Genomic DNA, 18322 nt, shown 5'->3' with positions numbered 1-18322 from the left:
ACACGCTCCTTCTTAGTATATTTGCTTGTCTTTCATAAATTGCAACGAAGGAAAAGCTTGATTCAACCCTAAAATCGCAATGCCTTGCAAGGCGGAATGATGCTGCATGTTTGAAATTTCGATGGAGAGGGCGGTTACTCCGGACGTATGAAGACCGACTTTTTCCTTGATCCTGTCGAGCGATATCGATTTCGTCACTCCGCCCATCAGTACAATTTTTTCCGGATTCAATACCGCGACAATATTTAGGATTCCCATGGCCAGATGATCTTCGAATCGATCAATGACGTATTTTGCCTGCAAGTTGCCTTGAGCCGCCAGAATAAATAATTCCTTTGCCGAAATTTTTCGTTGAAATAATGAATAAGCGGCGGCTTCCAGGCCGGACCCCGAACAGATCGTTTCAAAATGTCCTTTGGCGGACGGATCGTACAATTGATTCGTTTGAAACAACATGTAACCGATTTCGCCGGCGGCGTTGTTGGCGCCTCGTATGACTTTGCCGTCAATCAGCACGGCGGAACCTAATCCCGTCCCGATCCCGATCAATACCGCGGAGTTTAAGTGCCGGAGCGCTCCCGCATACATTTCGCCGATCAGCGAAGCCCGCACGTCGTTCTCGATCGCAACGGGTACATGGAACTTATCGGTGAAAAATTGCGCCAATCCGATATTGTTCCAGCCGGGCAAGTTGGGGGAGCCTTCGATGACGACGCCCGATGCGGGATCGACGATGCCGGGAGTAGCGATGCTAATAAAGGATAGACGCTGCGGATCCAGCCCCGACCCGCGAATAAAGGCTTCCATATCGGCCGCCATTTGCTCCAGAAAAGCTTGGCTTGATTCAAGATCATACGTTGCAACCGTTCGTTCGGCCAAGCATTCGCCCGCTAGATTAAACTGCCCGAAATGAATCGTCGTTCCGCCTAAGTCGACCGCAATGCCATAAGCCGCGTTTTTGGAAAAATGAAGCTTGGTTCCGCGTTTGCTGACGTCCGCGTCTTCCTTCTCGTCAAAGATAAGCTTTTCCTCGATGAGCGATTTGACGATATCGGAGACGGTTGCTTTCGTGATTCCGGAATGCTTGGCGATTTCCGTACGCGATATGGGGCCCATATCTTTAATGATATTCAGTACAATTTCCTTGTTCATTTTGCGGATTGTACTGGGCAGATGTACTTCCATTGCCTGTAATCACACTTCTTTCTGTCGTAATTCCACCTCTTAAGTTTATAAACTATACTTAAAACAGGGATAAAAAGAAAAAATAAAACAAGATATGCGTTGTAAACGGTTTAATATCTTGATTTAAGTTTATAAAACATCCTTATTTACTTATCGTCAATTCCTTTTTTTAGGTTCGGGTTCCGCATCACGGCGAATCATTTTCACGTATTCGCGCGGAAGAAAAGGCTGCAAGCCTTCGATTCCCTCCTGTTGGCGATAGGATCGGACCGTAATGCTTTCATCCCCCGGCGTAAGCGAGGAAGGCGCAACATAGCGAATACGGACGTTTCGGTCCAACACCGCTCCTCCGATCACAATCAGCAGGAAAACGACTATGCAAACCGTTATTTTTCGCGATAACATGGCAGGCGAACGCTCCTTTCCCTTTAGAGTAATCCCTGGGCGCACGCTTTTTATACGCGATCTGTTCCGAAGCATAATCTTTGGGTATTTTAGGAAGAACTAAGGGATACGAAAAGATTAGTAAGGAGGGGCGGATTTGTCATTGCTTCATGCCGCGATCATAACGCCTTTCGCGCTTGCTCTATTGGCGCCGCTGCTGTATCGGCGGATGAGGCGCATCCATGCGGGCTGGTTCGTATTGCCCGGACCGATCGTATTGTTTGCTTTCTTCCTGAGCCGAATCCCCGCCGTCGCCGCGGGCGGAAATAGGGCCGCAACCGTTCCATGGATTCCTTCGCTCGGGATCGACCTGACGGTTTATCTCGACGGGCTTGGCTTGTTGTTCGCCTTGCTCATAACCGGAATCGGTTCGCTGGTTGTGTTGTATTCGATTTATTATTTGGATCAAACCAAAGAAGCGCTGGCGCCGTTCTATGTCTATTTGCTTTTGTTCATGGGCGCGATGCTCGGCGTCGTCTTATCGGATAATTTGATGGTTTTATACGGCTTTTGGGAATTGACGAGCATCGCTTCGTTTTTGCTGATCGCATTTTGGCATCAAAGAGCGAAGTCGAAATACGGTGCGCAAAAATCGATGCTCATTACCGTTTTCGGCGGTTTCGCCATGTTCGCCGGATTCCTTCTTTTATACATGATGACGGGCACGTTCAGCTTGAGGGAAATTGCCGGGCAACTAGAAGGCATAGCAAGCCATAAGCTGTTCCTTCCCGCGATGCTGCTGATGCTGCTCGGGGCGTTTACGAAATCGGCCCAATTTCCGTTTCATATTTGGCTCCCGGACGCGATGGAAGCCCCGACTCCGGTCAGCGCCTATTTGCACTCGGCGACGATGGTGAAAGCGGGCCTCTATCTGGTTGCCAGGTTCAGCCCGATATTCGCCGGACGGGCGGAATGGTTCTGGATCGTCTCGGGTCTGGGATTGGTCACCTTATTGTACGGATCTTACCGGGCGTTTCAACAGAAGGATTTGAAGGCGATGCTGGCTTTCTCTACGATTAGCCAACTGGGGCTCATTATGTGCTTGCTCGGCCTCGGTTCCGCGTCCGCCTATCACTTGCAAGCGGGAACGAATCCGCTGATCTATGCCAAAGCGACGATGGCAGCCGTTTTCCATCTGATCAATCATGCTGTGTTCAAAGGAACTTTGTTCATGGTTGCCGGCATTGTCGATCACGAGACGGGGACCCGGGATATCCGCAAGCTGGGAGGGCTGATGGCCGTCATGCCGGTCACGTTCTCCGCCGCCCTGGCCGGAACGTTCGCGATGGCGGGCCTTAACGGTTTTTTGAGCAAGGAGATGTTTTTTACCGCGGCGTTGAATGCGCTGCGGATGGACTTCTGGAATATGCGAACCTGGAGTTTGGCCTTTCCGGCAATCGCTTGGATCGCCAGCGTGTTTACGTTTTTGTACAGCATGATTTTGCTGTTCCGAACGTTTACGGGCCGATTGCAAGCCGCGAAGCTGAAGCGGGAGCCGCATGAAGCTCCGTTAGGGATGCTGATTCCTCCGGTCGTTCTCGCTTCGCTTGCCGTCACGTTCGGCCTGTTCCCGAATCTGTTGTCATATTCGCTCATCGAGCCGGCGATGTCGTCGATTCTTCCCGGCTTGCCGGGGCAGGGGGAGCGATATCTCGTCTCGATCGATTTATGGCACGGCTTTACGCCCGAGCTGAGGATGACGATCGGAGTCGTCGCAGTCGGGACCGTCTTGTACCGATTGTACGGCCGGCTGGATGCGATCCATCGCCTTCAAGCGAGCCCCGGTGCGCTGAATCGGATGTACGATCGCGGGCTTCGGGCGCTGGAGAGTGCGGCGCATCGGCTGACGGGCGCCTATATGACAGGATCCGTCCGCCGTTATTTGCTGTACATCTTTACGTTTATGATTGCCGCCTTGGCTTTGGCGATGCTCGGCTCGGGCCGGATGATCCGCTACGCGATGTCGGAGCTCGCCCCGGTTTCGTTGTATGAGACGGTCATCGTCGCTGTTATGATCGTTGCGGCCATGGCCGTGCCGCTTGCGCGAACGCGGCTTGCGGCGATTATCTTCACCGGTGCGATCGGATATATGGTCACACTGCTGTTCGTTTTATTCCGGGCGCCGGATTTGGCTTTGACCCAAATGATTGTCGAGACGGTATCGGTCACGCTGTTTCTGCTTTGTTTTTTTCATCTGCCCAAATTAAGCAAAGAAATGACGGCATTACGGTTCAAACTGGCCAATGCGGTCATTGCGGTCGGCGTGGGAGCCGTTGTAACGTTTCTTGCTTTAGGGGCCGCAGGCGAGCGGAAGTTTCCGTCCATCTCCGATTTTTTTCTTGCAGAAAGCTACCGGTCGGCCGGCGGCAAAAATGTGGTCAACGTCATTCTCGTCGACTTTCGCGGCTTTGATACGATGCTCGAAATTGTGGTGCTCGGCATCGCTTCGTTGGGAATTTACGCGATGATCAAGCTGCAGATGGATTCGCACGCGATGGGACTTCGCGCTCCGGCAAGGAACTTCCGTTATCCGAGAAGCAATGATGTCATTTTGCGGACCATTTCCAAAGTAGCGATTTTCATCATTTTAACTTTTTCATTCTATTTGTTCTTCGCCGGGCATAACGAACCGGGAGGCGGATTTATCGGCGCGCTCATGACGGCGGCGGCTTTCGTGCTGTTGTCCATCGCCTTCGGCATGAATATGTTCCATCTCGTCGTTCCGGTCGACTTCCGCAAAGCGATGGCGTTCGGACTGCTTACGGCGTTTCTGACAGGGATCGGCTCTTTCGTATTCGGCGCGCCGTTCCTCAGCCATACGTTCGGGCATTTTCACTTGCCGCTATTGGGTGAAACGGAGCTGGCTACGGCGACATTGTTTGATTTCGGCGTTTATTTGGCCGTCGTCGGCGTGGCGATGAGCATTATCTTTACGATCGGGAGGGACATCTAGTTATGGAACTGCTCATGTCGCTTGCCATCGGCCTCGTCTTCGCCGTCGGCGTATACCTCATTTTGTCCCAAAGCTTGCTTCGCATCATTCTGGGGACATCGCTGCTTACGCACGGCGTCCATTTGCTGCTGCTGACGATGTCGGGCTTGAAGGCAGGCGCCGCGCCGCTGCTCGGGCAAGCGCCGGCGCCGTATGCCGACCCGCTGCCGCAAGCGTTAATATTGACGTCGATCGTCATTAGCTTCGGCGTAACGTCGTTCTTCTTCGTGCTTGCCTATCGGGGATATCAAACTTTGGGCACAGACAATATGGAAGAACTGAAGGGGGAAGAAGATGAATAACTGGATCGTGCTGCCGCTGCTCATCCCTCTGTGCGCCGCTGTCGTGCTCGTATTGTTGAAAGAGAATATCGCCATGCAACGCTTGATTAGCGCGATCGCGGCGGTGCCGAATATCGCCGCGGCCTGCTTGCTTGTATGCCAAGTCCGGACCGGCGGCATCCAGACGCTCCGTATGGGCGGATGGATCCCGCCTTACGGCATCGTGTTCGTCGCGGATATGTTCGCCGCTTTGCTGGTGTTTACGACTGCGGTCGTTGGCGCCGCTTGTTTGGTCTATTCGTTTCGCAGCATCGGCCGGCGCAGGGAGAAGCATTATTTTTATCCGTTCTTTCATTTTTTGCTTGCAGGGGTGACCGGTTCGTTTCTGACCGGGGATCTGTTCAATTTGTTCGTCTGCTTCGAGGTGATGCTGATCGCTTCGTATGCGCTGATCGTTCTGGGAGGAACGAGGCGGCAATTGAGGGAAACGTTGAAATATATTTTGATCAATATCGTTTCATCCACGCTGTTCGTCACTGCGATCGCTTATTTGTACTCAGTTGCCGGAACGCTGAATATCGCCCATTTATCCGTTCGGATCGCCGAAGCGGGGCAGGGCGGCATTGTAAACGTCATCGCCGTATTGTTTTTAATCGTATTTTCATTGAAGGCGGGCTTGTTTCTGTTTTTTTGGCTGCCGGGCTCTTACGGAGCTCCGCCTGCGGCGGTAACGGCCTTGTTCGGCGCCTTGTTGACGAAAGTCGGATTATACGCTTTGATCCGCGTATTTACCCTTATTTTTTATCACGACCCCAATATGACGCACCGATGGATCGGCTGGATGGCGGCGGCGACGATGATCTTGGGGGGATTGGGCGCCGTGGCGTATACCGATATAAGACGCATTCTTAATTACAATGTGATCGTGAGCGTCGGATTTATCGCTTTCGGACTGGCGGTTGCCGCCAAAGACTCGCTGCAAGGCGTCGTTTTTTATTTGCTGCACGATATGGTTGCCAAAGCGCTCGTCTTTTTCCTGGGCGGCATGATCGCCGCAAGAGCCGGCACCGACGACGTGAAGGAAATGGGCGGGCTCATCGGGCGTTATCCCTTGCTGGGCTGGATGTTTTTCGTGACGGCGCTGGCGATGGTCGGCGTGCCGCCGCTGAGCGGGTTCCCCGGGAAAGCGCTGATGATCCGGGGCGGATTGGGCGAAGGGTTCTACTGGTTTTCCGCCGTCGCGCTGCTGTCCAGCTTGATCGTGCTGTACTCTATGATGAACATCTTTATGCACGCGTTCTGGGGGCGGGAGAAATCCGGTCCGGCGAAACGGAGAAGGAGCGGGCAATGGATGCAGCACGCGGCGCTCGGCCTGTTCGTCGTGATGCTCCTGTTTGGAATCGGAGCCGACTGGGCGTATTCGTTCGTGGCGCAAGCAGGAGAGGGACTGGCGCACCCGGAGCATTATATCGAATCAGTACTGAAGGGAGAAGGGCAAAATGGCATTGCAACTGTTGCTGAACCTTTGCATCGCTTTCATATGGATGTTTCTGCACAATGACCGGTCGGTTGCCGGATTTGCGGCCGGATTCGTCATCGGGATGCTGCTGATCGGCGGGTTAAGGCGATTTTGGCCGCATGCTTTCTATGTGAAAAAATGTTGGGCCGTCGCCGCTTTGCTGCTCCTGTTTCTGAAGGAATTGCTAATTTCCGGCTTCGAGGTCGTTCGGCAATTGATTCGGCCGAAGCTTGCCGTCCGACCGGGCATATTCGCGCATTCGACGGATCTTGCATCCGATTGGGAAGTGACGCTCTTGTCCTGCCTGATCTGTTTGACGCCGGGCACGCTCACTTTGGAAGTGTCGCGCGATGCGCGCACTTTATATATTCACGCTATGGATTTGGACGATGCGACATTGCTGTCCGAGCAAATTAAAGGAACATTCGAAAAAGCGATTATGGAGGTGACCCGGTCATGATATCCGCTATGCTGCTTGCATCTCTAGGTATGATATCGTTGGCCGTGGTCGGCTGCCTATATCGGCTGCTCGCAGGGCCGTCCATGGCCGACCGGATGATCGCTTTGGACGCGATCGGAATTCATCTGCTGGCGATGGTGGCGGTCATATGCATGATGCAGCAAACCGGAGTCTATATCGATATTATTTTGTTGATCGGAATTCTTACCTTTATCGGAACGACGGCATTTGCCAAATATATCGAAAGGGGCGTTGTCATTGAACGGGGAGATGGCGAAGACGATCGTTGAGCATGCCGTCGCATTGCTCGTTGTAATCGGCGCTTTGCTCAGCTTATTAAGCGCATTCGGGCTCATTCGGCTGCCTGACGTTTATTTGCGGTCGCATGCCGCGACCAAAAGCGCGACGCTCGGCGTGCTATGCGTGTTGGCCGGGGCGTTCCTGTATTTCTTGATCCATCTGGAACAAGTCAACGCGAAGCTCCTTCTCGGCATCGTCTTCGTCTTCATTACTTCGCCGGTAGCCGGGCATTTAACCGGACGGGCCGCATATCGGTCAGGAGTTCCATTATGGGGGCGAAGCGTACGGGACGATCTCAAAGCGGCGATGGAGCGGGACAGCGGGGAGGATCGATCGTAATCTCGCCGGAGCACGGCATTTGCGTTGTCCTCGCGATGATCGCAACGTATCGGTTTGATAAATACATTTAGACAACTTACAATAGACGTAAAGATGGAAGCGAGAAGGGGAGGGGAACTCGATGAATCGCAAAGTCATCTATCCGGTCCGCGCCATATGCGGGGATTCCGTGCTATGGCCGGCTGCCGTCTGGATTCGGGACGGACTGATCGAGAAGGTCGAAACGGGACCGATATTTCCTGCTCAAGCTCAAGACTGCGAGATGATCGACGGCAAAGGGCTCATGCTCATTCCCGGGATGATCGACGTTCATATTCACGGAGCGAACGGCTACGACATGATGGACGGCACGGAACAGAGCATCCAGCAAGTATCGCGGGCATGCGCGGCAAGCGGCTGCACGTCGTTTCTGGCGACTTCGGTGAGCTCGACGATCGAAGATTTGCTCGGCATGATTCGCAGCGTCAAGCGGACCGCCGGCAAGGAAGAGGGAGCCGTCATTGCGGGGATTCATTTGGAAGGCCCGTACTTGAACCGGAAACGGAAAGGGATGCAGAACGAGCAATTTCTCCGCCATCCCGATGTCGATGAAATGAAACGAATTTTCACGGAAGCGGGTTCATCGATTAAAATGGTGACGATCGCCCCCGAATTGCCCGGCGGGATGGAGATGATTTCCTATTTGCAGGAGCGTGGCGTTATCGTTGCGGTTGCCCATTCCGACGCTACTTACGAAGAGGCGAAGCGGGCGTTTGCCGAAGGAGCCAGCCATGTAACGCATTGCTTCAATGGCATGCGGCCGATTCACCATCGCGATCCCGGCCTGATCGTCGCCGCTTTCGAGGAAGAGCATGTGAGCCTTCAAGCGATTGTGGATAACGTCCACCTGCATCCTGCGATCGTACGCATGATGCATCGCATGAAAGGAGCGCAGAAGATGGTATTGATTACGGACGCGCTGCAAGCGATGGGATTGGGCGACGGCATTTATACGTTCGGAGGTCATCAAGTCGAGGTTGTCGGCGGGATCGCCCGTTTGAAAGACGGAACGCTGGCATCGAGCACCATTACGATGAATCAATCGCTGCAATTGGCGGTCGAGCTCGGCATTCCTTTGACCGATGCCGTGCAAATGGCTTCGACCACGCCGGCGGACATTCTTGGAAACCCGCGCACGGGCCGGATCGCTCCCGGTTGCCAAGCCGATCTCGCATTGCTCGACGAGCGGTTTGACGTGCAATGGACGATGGTGCAAGGGCGAATCGTACATTCCGGATAAAGGGGAGGGATCGCATTTGTACGAATTGAAAACAAAGCAAACAGAGAACAGCGTCATCGAGTTTATCGAAAGCGTCGAAAATGTCAAAAAACGCGAGGACGCTTATCGGCTGCTCGATATTTTCACGGAAACGACAGGGTATGAAGCGAAAATGTGGGGACCGAGCATAATCGGGTTCGGCTCCTATCATTATAAATACGATTCCGGCCACGAAGGCGATGCGCCGCTGGTCGGCTTCTCGCCCCGCAAAAGCAAAATCAGCTTGTACTTTGCGACGGGCGACACGAAACGGGAACAATTATTGCAGAGACTCGGAAAACATACGGCGGGGAAGGCTTGCGTTTATATTAATAAAATCGCGGATATCGATGTCGATGTGTTGCGGGCGTTAATTACACAATCCGTCGCGTTTCTTCGGGCAAGCTATCCGAATCCATAATCTGCTCTGCCTTCAAGCGCTTCTTTATTCGTTATTCCAATTTCATCGAACCCGTACCGGTTCGTCATAAGTTCACAACATGTTGCTGGTAAAATGATGATATGTTGAGCGAGTGACGCTTCGATAAGGGAACTCGTTGCAACGAATGACGGATAAGGAGTGGATATGGAATGGCATATTCATATCGTGAATCAACGAAATCGTTCGGGGAAGCAAAGCGGCAATGGCCGCTCATTGCGGGGCTCGGCGCCTTGGCCTTATTGCGGCCGGTCATGAGCATGCTGGGCTGGCTGGAGGCGATCGGACAGCCCTTCGCCAGCATTGCGGCAACGATCGTCATTACCGCCGTTTGGATCGCTGCCGTTGTATTCGCACGTGTAACGCAACCTCTACTTACTTTGCTGCTGGTCGGGATTTCCTACGGCGTATTCGCCATCGTCGTGAGCGCCGTTCTATCGCCGATCCTTACCGGTCAGCTGCAAGGACCTTTGACCAACCCGTTCGGAATCGTCGGCGTTCTCGTCACCAATGCGATTTGGGGCCTTGCGGCGGGAATGTTGGCGACGGCGCTCATGCGTATGCGGCAGCGATCTTAGTAAAAAAGACTATCCGTTCGCTTCCCTTTTGACGCCTATCGTTCTTCGTCGGGAGAAATCTCTTGATAGAACAGAATTCGGTTCCCGAACGGATCGATGACACAAAGTTCCAACGTATCCCATGGCGTCGTTTCGATCCCGGGGCGAGCGAACGGATACTCTCGGGAAATCATTGTTCGATGCAATTCCTCGATATTGTCGACCTGAATTCGAATGGCGGAACCGGGACAGCAATCCCCATGATGCTCTGAAAGATGCAAGATACAGTCTTGAAAGGAGATTTGCATATATAACGGCAAGTTTGCCTCGAATCGATGCTCCCAATCCAACGTAAACGGTAAAAATCGCAAGTAAAATTCCTTTGCCTTTCCTTCATCGAATATACGCAGGATCGGGATGACGGAACTCATTTTTATTTCAGATGCACTCATAGTTTCTCCTTTCACTACAGATCAATGATCCATGATCGTTTTCAGTTCTTGCGTTAAATAATTTACGGTTACCTTTCTTTCTTCCGCATTTTGACTGTCAAACAGCAGTTGCTCCAGCCATTCCCATATATCTTCCAATTTTCGTCTCCATTGATAAAACTGCAGGGCATCGGGATTGATCGCATAGCTTTTATGATATTTCCGGTAGACGCTCATAAATTCATCATAGTACGGCTCTTCAACGAAAAACATCATATCCGCTTCAACAGGCGCCAATTTCAAACCTTCCCAATCGATCAGCAGCAGCCGCCGCCCGGATTGCATCAAATTCCAAGGATGAATATCGGTGTGGCAGAGAGTCATTTTTACATTGCTGTTCCTCAAACGAACAGACAGACGATCAACGGTATCGGCCAACTCTATGAATCGATCCGTATAAGGGGTTATCAATAATTGTATATCGTTAGGAATATGATGAAACTCATTACTCAACGCGTTCCTAAGCTGCCGCAAGAACGGCACTTCGAAATGTTCCTTGATCGCATCCGTGTCGAGAGGGATGTCTTCCCCGTAACGATGAAGCTCTGCGACGATGCGCGCGAGTTCTTCAACTTGCTCCGCGGTTAGGGCGCGGTCGCCGATCGTCTCCCCCTCGATATAGTCATAAAGCAAATAAATGCCATCGTCGTCTTCACATTTATATTGGCCGGAATTTGTCGGCAATGGTACGGGAATTTTGCCCTTTAAGCCGCTATGGCGGAAAAGCCAAATCAAGATCGGCACATATTGGTCGATTAATGCCGTCCATTTCGGGGTGGAGGCTCTGCTTTTTTCATATACCTTTAAGAAGCAGGCATGCCCGTTGCCTGTCACTTTATAGGCGAGCGCCGACCAGCCGCCTTGCTGCGGCGAAACGTCTATCGCATCGATGTCATAATGATGTTTCAGGACGGTGGTTATTTTGTTCATTGTTATGGCCTCCTGGGGAGCGTCTGTATGATTCATCCCAAATTATAACATACGGAATAAGACTGCGATCAGATCAATTTCATAATTCGCCACCGTTATAGTTTCGTGACACCAGCAACAAGGCGATTTACAGGCGATTAGCGTATATACGTTTCGTTAGCAGCCCGACGGGTCGTCAGCCCTCCGCTTGGGAGGAAAGCCTGCAATCGTACATGTATTCCCGGCGATCTACGGCTGTATCGCCGACTCCCGCCGAATCCTTACGCTTTCCACGCCTAGGAAGCCGGGCTGCCGGGAGGCAAGCTGCTCCATTTTGTCGGCCATCGCACTGTAACCGCGATCTCCCGGAGTTCGTTTGCTTGTAAAAATAACCGCATAATACATCCGTTCGTTCCTTTTGCAATTTCGTCCAAAGCGGCGTTCTCCTTCCATGATCCAATAGGTTGCACAGATCCAGTATACTTATTTTTTATTTAAAATATAAATAGCGCCTCCGTAGCCTGCTATACACCATAGAAGCAAATTGATATAGTTGCCCGTACTGGCCGTGAAGGCAGAGGCGGCCAAAGAGGATCGCATCACTTCCGCCATAGAGTAGATCGGCAACACTTGATGCAATGCTTGAAGCCATTCCGGCAATCGCTCCATCGGGAAATTGACCGGTGAAAACATAAGCGCGCCAAACACGATCACCTGGGAAATCGCAAGCGAATTTTCCGGGGATAGGAGGTAGGACAGGCCGTATCCGACGCCAATCGAAGTTAATGCAATCATAAGAAGGGCTGGAATGACGGTCCAAGATACATCGTATCCGGGTTGAAACATCAAATGCGCGACGACGGAAGAAACGGCGATTGCCGGAATCGTAATGCATAGCCATAACGTCGTATCCGCTCCAAGAATGATCCCGCGATGGATCGGCCACGTCCGCATAAACTCCATGAATCCGTCCGATTTCGCCGTACCGATTTGCTGCGGCAAAATAACCATTCCGGTCACGATCAAAATGAGCGTAGGCGCACCGGTCGCCAGAAACAGGATGCTGTCCGGACTCGGGTCGGGAATGATATAAGTAAGCCCGATGACAATTCCGATCGCCAGCAAAATTTGAATGAGAGCAAAGAAAAACAAATATCCCGAATTTCTAAGAAACTGCATTTGAAACACGTATTTATACTGATTGAACAGATGGCTCATTGGACTTCTCCTTTCCGACAGTCAATTCGATATATACATCTTCCATCGTCGTGGGGGATAAGGAATAATCCAGAATAAAGCCTTGATCGACTTGTTCCGCCGCCCAACGAATCGCAAGCGGCGCCAAAGAAGGTTGAAGGGAGCATAGCATCTGATTGCCGTTGCGATAAGTGATGCGTGCCCAATCCGGCATATCGGAATCGGCCAACTCTTTATTCCATCGAATCTCCAGCCGCATTCGATCGCTGACGGCGCTTTTGATTTCGGAAGGCGTCCCTTGCGCGAGAAACTTTCCTTTATCCAAGATCGCAATTCGATCGACTGCCTTCTCGGCTTCAACGACATTATGCGTTACTAAAATGACGGAAGTTCCATCGCGGGTTATTTCCCGAATCGCTTGCCATAGATAACGTCTGCGAACGGGATCGACATCGTTGGTCGGCTCGTCAAGGATGACCAATTTGCCAGGGGTGATGACCGCCATGCAAAAAGCCGTCAACCTGCGGATGCCGCCCGACAGTTTTTGGCCTTCTTTGTTTGCCCATTCGCCCATATCCAACATGTCGAACAATCTGTTCATCCGCTTCGGATCAAATTTGGATCCCGCCCGCATTTTTCCCATAAGCGTAACGGCCTGCGTCGGCGTAAGGAATCCTAATGACACTTGCGATTGAGGCTGTACTGAACAGATCGCTCTTGCGTGCATTGGCGATGTGATAACCGATTTACCCATTAAAGTGATTTCACCGTCGTCAGGAGTTAATAAACCTAAAATTTGATTGACGATCGTCGTTTTTCCGGCCCCGTTATGCCCTAACAATCCAAAAATTTCTCCTTCCCCGATCTGAAAGGTAAGCCGGTCGTTGGCGACAACTTGCGTCCGGTTCGGTCCGGGGAATATTTTCGTTAACCCGTTCACGTCAAGGATCATCGCTCCACCTCCGCCTGCGCTTCGTTACGCTGCTCCTTAATCGCCATCGCACGTTCGATGAAATGAACGACTTCCGCATTCAACGGGTAGAAAGGGATGCCGTCCTTCCGGTCTTTGACAACCTCCCACATTTTATCCAGGCGGGATTCATCCGTTCCGAACATGCTCCGTACTTGGTCCAGCCATTTATCGGCCAAGGCCTGGGCTAGATCCGAGCCGGGGTCCTCATGGAGATGGGCTTGAATGTCCTGAATAATATGAAACCATCCGCGCAGTTCTTCTTTCGTCAATCGATCGTTCAAACGAAGTATTTCCTCGGTCTCTTCGCAGGGAAAATATTTGTTTAACATACGGAAGGCGATCTCCGGGTCATGATGAAACAAGCGGATCGTTTCAAAAACGATCGGCCACTTCACTTCACCCTCGAATTCTATCGAGTAGAGGACGCCTTCCAAAGCTCTTTCAAGCGCCTGCAGCCGGATTTGCTGCTGTTTCACCATTCCTAATTGCTGAGCGATCGATTGCTGCCACGATACGGTAGACTCTTTTAAAATCTTCTTGATTTGCCGCAAGGGAAAGCCCATATACTTCAGAGCCAAAACCTGTTCCAATCGTAAAACGTCGTTCTCGCTATATAAGCGATGGCCTCCGTCTGTGGAGGAGGAAGGAACGACCAGGCCGATCTCGTCGTAATAGTCGAGCGTTCTGACCGTGACCCCCGTTTTTTTGGACAATTGACCGATTGAGTACATTTTTTCACCCCTTTATTCATCTAATCCAAGTATAAAACAACACGTTACGTGCGATTCAAGGGGGAATTGGAAAAAGTTTCAACAAAATGCGTTGACACCGTATTTATATCATTCGAACAGAAGTCCCGCTGCTCTGTCATCGCAGCTTAATTGATATACTATAAGTTATGAATAGATGTATAAATATATATTATTAATTATTTAAAAACCGTTATAAAATGATTCCGAGGACACATGATTGAGGGGGAAATTCCATGTTGAAAATCGGAATCATAATCGGGAGTACGCGTCAAGGTCGAAACGGTGCAGCTGTGGCACAATGGATGTATGATTTTGCGGTGCAACGAAACGATGATGTCGCTTATGAACTTGTGGATCTTGTTGAATACCCATTGCCGTTTTTGGGTGCAGCCGTACCTGAAGCGATGCAAATCGATGCCAATGCGGCGATGACAGCCTGGTCGGATAAAATGGCTTCCTTTGACGGTTATATTTTCGTATCGCCGGAATATAATCACGCCACATCGGGAGTATTGAAAAATGCGCTCGATTACTTGCATTCGGAAGCATACAACAAGGCAGCCGGCTTTGTCGCTTACGGCGGCCTGGGCGGTGCGCGCGCGATCGAAAATCTTCGTCTTATTCTGGGAGAGCTTCAAATTGCAGATGTACGCACGGCGGTAACTTTCTCGCTTATGACGGATTTCGACAATATGAAATCCTTCAAACCGGCCCATTACCATGCCAATAATGCCAATCAAATGCTTGATCAACTAATCGCTTGGAGCGGTGCGTTAAAGACAGTAAGAAGAAACGGAAAACAATGAAAATAGAAAACGAAAGGGGATGTCTCAAACATCATCCAAGATGACAGAGACAACCCCTTAAGAAAGTTCTATTTCTGATAATGCAATCCGACGACGCCGTTCTTATATATTTTGCTGCCGCTTAGATTCATGGAAAATGGCTTGTCGGCCAAAGCGAACAGTTTCTCTCCGTCAGAAGCCACCACAGGATGAACGAGCAGCCAAAGCTCGTCGAAAAGATCCTGCCGGATCAATCGCTGCCACGTTCCAACCCCGCTCTCGACGGAAATTTTTCCGGCCCTTTGTTTCAGTTTGCCGATTTCACGAGCGACGGATTCATCGTCAATGGCTAAGATCTGCTCCGAATTTCTCCATACTAGGTCCAATTGCGAGCGGGAAATGACAACTTTGGGAAGCGCGTTCATTCGTTCGGCTATAGCTCGTTCGAGCGGGGAATGGGACGATTGCTCCGCATTTTGCCAATAGTGCGCCATAGAGGAATAGGAATGGCCCCCGATGATGATCGCCTCCAACGACTGGTAATACTCCAAATAATCTTCAAAAATCTCTTCGCTTAACGTCATCCACCGATCTTCATTTGACACAACGCCGTCGATCGACATTTGCATCGTCAATACGATTTTGCCCATGTAAAAGCCCTCCAAAATTTTTACTTTGATAATGATAGTAATGTATCATAAATTGCTTTGATAATCAAACTGAAATATGGTAAACTTGATGTATGAAAAGAGAAGATCATAAATCCAATTGTCCCATTAACCATACCGTAGAAATATTCGGCGACACCTGGTCGCTGCTGATCGTGCGCGACATGATTGCGCTCGGCAAAAAAACGTTCGGCGAATTTCTGGATTCGGAGGAGCGGATCGGGCCTAGCGTGTTGGCGGACCGGCTTGCGCATTTGGAGAGAAAAGGCATTATTGTCAAATCGCCCAGCGAAACGGATAAAAGAAAATATATTTATTCGTTGACGGAGAAGGGAATGGATGTTATTCCGATTGTTTATGAGATGGCAGTATGGGGTTCGCGGCATTCCCCGCATCCGGAAGCGCCCGACGCCTGGTTCAAATCGCTGCGGTACGATCGGGAAGTCGTATTAAAGCTATATCGGGAAGCCGTCGAATCGGGCAGTTCTTTCATGAACGGTCCTAACAGCGTTGTGAAAAGATTGAATTTATAGGCTCCGAGCGATAAAAGAACCGTCCATGATGTGAACGGTTCTTTCCGCGATAATCATTTCGATTCCATCCGCTGCATATATTCGCGCGGCGATATTCCTTCCACCTTCTTGAACACTTTGCTGAAATAAAAGGCGCTGTCGTAGCCGAGCTTTTGCGATATTTCGTATATTCGGCCTTCTCCGCGGGACATCATTTCCTTGGCGGCCGCCATCTTCGTCTCCGTTACATATTCCACGAAATTGACCTTGGCCGTTTTCGAGAACAAGTGGCTCAAATAATTCGGGCTGAAGTTGAACATCGTGGCGACCTGATTTAACGACAGTTTGCTGTCCAAGTTCCTTTTAATATAGTCTTGCACGTTCTTAACGATCTGCTCCTTGTAGCTTTGCCTTCTGGAAGACAGAATCTCGCAGCAGCCGTCCCGGAACCGAATCAGCCAGTCTATGACGCCCTCGATCGTATGCTTCTTGTAAATGGCGCGGTACCCTTCCGGTTCGTGTTCGAAAATCTGCTCGACCATATTCTCGCCGTCCGCAAGCAGCGAAGCGGCCATATACAATACGTTGCAGGCGGCGTCCGTAGCAGGCACCAGCAAATCCGGCCTGCCTTCGAACACTTCGATCATATTCGTAATGATCGCATGCAGGGCGCCGGTATCGATCTCTTCAAAGGCGCGGCGGATTTCGAGCCGCGATTTGGCATAGTCGAACAATGGCGGTTCGAGTTCCACTCGTCGCCCCTGGGCGAAGAAAACGAAAGCTTGCTTCTCAATCGCCGTCGGCAGCGCTCTTCGGGCGGCCAGATAGCTCTCGTGCAGCAAATAAGGGTCTTCCACCGCATAGCCGACGGCGCCGATAACGCTGACGTTAAAATAATTGCGCAGTACCGTAGCCATCTCGTTCAGCAGTTGTTCGACCTCGGCCTTCCAGCCTTCCGGATCCGTTCCGGAAACGGGCAGCGTAATGGCGAAATTGCGCAAATCCAGACTTGTCACATAACAAGGCCTGACCGAAGCTAGCGTATCTTTCGCCATTTGCACCGTGCTTGAGCATAGGGCGACGAGCTTATCCCCGCGCGGCGGCACGCTGTCCGGGCCCGAGATGCGGCAAATGCAGACAACATAGGCCGGGGAAGATAAATCCAGTTCGAGATCTTCCTTTTGCAGCAAGTACTGATTTTTATTTTCGAATAAATGGTTGAACAGGCGGATAAAAAATTTATCGCGCAGCGCATGCAAATTGCTGCGATGGAGCCAGTTCGGATAGCTTTCCTTGGCATTGTGTTCCTCCAGCATGGCAACCGCCTTTTTGACGGATTCCCCCAATGTCTGCGCGTTCAACTCCAGCTTGATCAAATAGTCCACCGCCTGAACTTCGATCGCGCTGCGGGCATATTCAAACTCTTCATAGCTGGTCAAAATCATGAAAAGCGGGATGCGACCGTACTTTTTGCGAACGGACTCGGCCACCTGCAGGCCGGTTTTGACCGGCATCTTGATGTCGGTAATGACGAGATCGGGGCGCAGCGCGTCGATCATCTCTTCGGCCTCGGCGCCGTTATGGGCGACGCCGACAATTTCGATTCCATACGCTTCCCATTTCAACATCGACTGGAGGCCGATACAGACAAGGGCTTCGTCATCGGCGATCAGCAATTTGAACAATACTATCACTTCCTCGCTAAATTTGCGGATTGATTCGTAGATGATTCCATTGTTTGGTACGGCAACAAAATATTCATTTTCGTGTAGCGATCCCGTTCGCTTTCTATGGAAAGGCCGTATTGATCTCCGAAAGTGAGCCGCAAACGTTCATGAACGCTGCGAAGTCCGACATTCGCGAATAAACCGTCCGATTCGGAGTCCGAAGCGGAGAGAATGCGTGCAATTTGCTCTTCCTCCATACCGACGCCGTTATCTTCGATCGTCACGAGAATAGCGGATTCGCCGCTTTTTTCCACGGATATGACGATATGCCCGCGGCCCTTGGGCTCGATGCCATGGAAGATCGCGTTTTCGACGAGCGGCTGCAAGGAGAACCGGGGAATCGGACAGGAGAGCAGCGCTTCGTCTTCAACCTAAATTTCGAAAGCCCGTAATATCAAACACTGAATATAGTGGATCTGCCTCGCGGACTGTAAAAAAGTGGAGGTTTCCCAGTTCGTTCGGTTCAAGTCAACATTATGTGGATACACTTTCCCC

General features: G+C 51.0%; 21 protein-coding genes and 1 pseudogene. 11 read left to right on the top strand and 11 right to left on the bottom strand.

What is annotated here, in order from left to right:
* Positions 1-12: 12 nt before the first annotated feature.
* On the bottom strand, positions 13-1185 hold the full coding sequence (locus tag LQ229_RS17115) for an ROK family transcriptional regulator (protein WP_230192356.1): 1173 nt from the start codon (positions 1183-1185) through the stop codon (positions 13-15).
* Positions 1186-1341: 156 nt separating this feature from the next.
* Entirely contained in the window at positions 1342-1590 is a 249-nt protein-coding gene (locus LQ229_RS17110) for a hypothetical protein (protein ID WP_216538460.1), read from the bottom strand.
* A gap of 136 nt (positions 1591-1726) precedes the next feature.
* Between LQ229_RS17110 and LQ229_RS17105 the strand changes: the two genes are divergently transcribed.
* From LQ229_RS17105 to LQ229_RS17065, 9 genes are all read left to right on the top strand, one after another.
* The gene (locus tag LQ229_RS17105; protein ID WP_230192355.1) at positions 1727-4582 is read left to right on the top strand and encodes a Na+/H+ antiporter subunit A; all 2856 of its coding nucleotides are present in this window, start codon (positions 1727-1729) and stop codon (positions 4580-4582) included.
* A gap of 2 nt (positions 4583-4584) precedes the next feature.
* A complete protein-coding gene (locus tag LQ229_RS17100; RefSeq protein ID WP_216538462.1) occupies positions 4585-4923 on the top strand; it encodes a Na(+)/H(+) antiporter subunit C in 339 nt (112 codons plus the stop codon).
* Entirely contained in the window at positions 4916-6463 is a 1548-nt protein-coding gene (locus LQ229_RS17095) for a Na+/H+ antiporter subunit D (protein ID WP_230192354.1), read from the top strand. Before LQ229_RS17100 ends, LQ229_RS17095 begins: the two co-directional genes overlap by 8 nt.
* Complete coding sequence (locus tag LQ229_RS17090; RefSeq protein WP_216538464.1) at positions 6402-6881, top strand: Na+/H+ antiporter subunit E; 480 nt, start codon at positions 6402-6404, stop codon at positions 6879-6881. Before LQ229_RS17095 ends, LQ229_RS17090 begins: the two co-directional genes overlap by 62 nt.
* On the top strand, positions 6878-7171 hold the full coding sequence (locus LQ229_RS17085; protein ID WP_216538465.1) for a Na(+)/H(+) antiporter subunit F1: 294 nt from the start codon (positions 6878-6880) through the stop codon (positions 7169-7171). Before LQ229_RS17090 ends, LQ229_RS17085 begins: the two co-directional genes overlap by 4 nt.
* On the top strand, positions 7152-7520 hold the full coding sequence (mnhG, locus tag LQ229_RS17080; protein ID WP_216538479.1) for a monovalent cation/H(+) antiporter subunit G: 369 nt from the start codon (positions 7152-7154) through the stop codon (positions 7518-7520). The genes LQ229_RS17085 and mnhG overlap by 20 nt, the downstream gene beginning before the upstream one ends.
* Positions 7521-7641: 121 nt before the next feature.
* Positions 7642-8799: an N-acetylglucosamine-6-phosphate deacetylase gene (gene nagA, locus LQ229_RS17075; RefSeq protein WP_216538466.1), complete on the top strand. Its 1158-nt coding sequence runs from the start codon at positions 7642-7644 to the stop codon at positions 8797-8799.
* A 16-nt stretch (positions 8800-8815) separates the two neighbouring features.
* Positions 8816-9238 (top strand): DUF1801 domain-containing protein, encoded by a 423-nt coding sequence (locus LQ229_RS17070; protein ID WP_216538467.1) that lies wholly within the window; start codon positions 8816-8818, stop codon positions 9236-9238.
* A gap of 170 nt (positions 9239-9408) precedes the next feature.
* Complete coding sequence (locus LQ229_RS17065; RefSeq protein WP_230192353.1) at positions 9409-9834, top strand: hypothetical protein; 426 nt, start codon at positions 9409-9411, stop codon at positions 9832-9834.
* A gap of 35 nt (positions 9835-9869) precedes the next feature.
* Here LQ229_RS17065 and LQ229_RS17060 read toward each other — a convergent pair whose 3' ends face one another.
* The 6 genes and pseudogenes from LQ229_RS17060 to LQ229_RS17035 all read right to left on the bottom strand — a co-directional run bounded on the left by LQ229_RS17060 (position 9870) and on the right by LQ229_RS17035 (position 14114).
* Positions 9870-10265, bottom strand: a complete 396-nt coding sequence (locus LQ229_RS17060; protein ID WP_253298101.1) for a glyoxalase superfamily protein — start codon at positions 10263-10265, stop codon at positions 9870-9872.
* Positions 10266-10286: 21 nt separating this feature from the next.
* Complete coding sequence (locus LQ229_RS17055) at positions 10287-11234, bottom strand: aminoglycoside phosphotransferase family protein (RefSeq protein WP_216538468.1); 948 nt, start codon at positions 11232-11234, stop codon at positions 10287-10289.
* A gap of 258 nt (positions 11235-11492) precedes the next feature.
* Positions 11493-11618: pseudogene (locus LQ229_RS17050) on the bottom strand (antibiotic biosynthesis monooxygenase); the annotation flags it as partial.
* 78 nt (positions 11619-11696) lie between these two features.
* Positions 11697-12431: an ABC transporter permease gene (locus LQ229_RS17045; protein ID WP_216538469.1), complete on the bottom strand. Its 735-nt coding sequence runs from the start codon at positions 12429-12431 to the stop codon at positions 11697-11699.
* A complete protein-coding gene (locus tag LQ229_RS17040) occupies positions 12406-13362 on the bottom strand; it encodes an ABC transporter ATP-binding protein (protein WP_216538470.1) in 957 nt (318 codons plus the stop codon). The genes LQ229_RS17045 and LQ229_RS17040 overlap by 26 nt, the downstream gene beginning before the upstream one ends.
* Positions 13359-14114, bottom strand: coding sequence for a MerR family transcriptional regulator (locus tag LQ229_RS17035; RefSeq protein WP_216538471.1), 756 nt, complete (start codon positions 14112-14114; stop codon positions 13359-13361). The genes LQ229_RS17040 and LQ229_RS17035 overlap by 4 nt, the downstream gene beginning before the upstream one ends.
* 254 nt (positions 14115-14368) lie before the next feature.
* On the opposite strand from LQ229_RS17035, the gene LQ229_RS17030 reads away from it, so the two are divergent.
* Complete coding sequence (locus LQ229_RS17030) at positions 14369-14941, top strand: NAD(P)H-dependent oxidoreductase (RefSeq protein ID WP_216541256.1); 573 nt, start codon at positions 14369-14371, stop codon at positions 14939-14941.
* Positions 14942-15009: 68 nt separating this feature from the next.
* Here the strand turns inward: LQ229_RS17030 and LQ229_RS17025 are convergent, their stop codons facing one another.
* A complete protein-coding gene (locus LQ229_RS17025) occupies positions 15010-15570 on the bottom strand; it encodes a dihydrofolate reductase family protein (protein WP_216541255.1) in 561 nt (186 codons plus the stop codon).
* 92 nt (positions 15571-15662) lie between these two features.
* On the opposite strand from LQ229_RS17025, the gene LQ229_RS17020 reads away from it, so the two are divergent.
* Positions 15663-16121, top strand: coding sequence for a helix-turn-helix domain-containing protein (locus LQ229_RS17020; RefSeq protein WP_230192352.1), 459 nt, complete (start codon positions 15663-15665; stop codon positions 16119-16121).
* A gap of 53 nt (positions 16122-16174) precedes the next feature.
* On the opposite strand, the gene LQ229_RS17015 is transcribed toward LQ229_RS17020, so the two are convergent.
* Positions 16175-17794, bottom strand: a complete 1620-nt coding sequence (locus LQ229_RS17015; RefSeq protein WP_230192351.1) for a response regulator — start codon at positions 17792-17794, stop codon at positions 16175-16177.
* Entirely contained in the window at positions 17791-18153 is a 363-nt protein-coding gene (locus LQ229_RS17010) for an ATP-binding protein (RefSeq protein ID WP_230192350.1), read from the bottom strand. The genes LQ229_RS17015 and LQ229_RS17010 overlap by 4 nt, the downstream gene beginning before the upstream one ends.
* Between the last annotated feature and the right edge of the window lie 169 nt (positions 18154-18322).

The organism is Paenibacillus sp. CECT 9249 (genome assembly GCF_918697855.1).
Classification (GTDB): Bacteria; Bacillota; Bacilli; order Paenibacillales; family Paenibacillaceae; genus MSJ-34.
The sequence above is the reverse complement of the archived record's forward strand: the minus strand, read 5'-3'. Positions and strand labels throughout refer to the sequence as shown.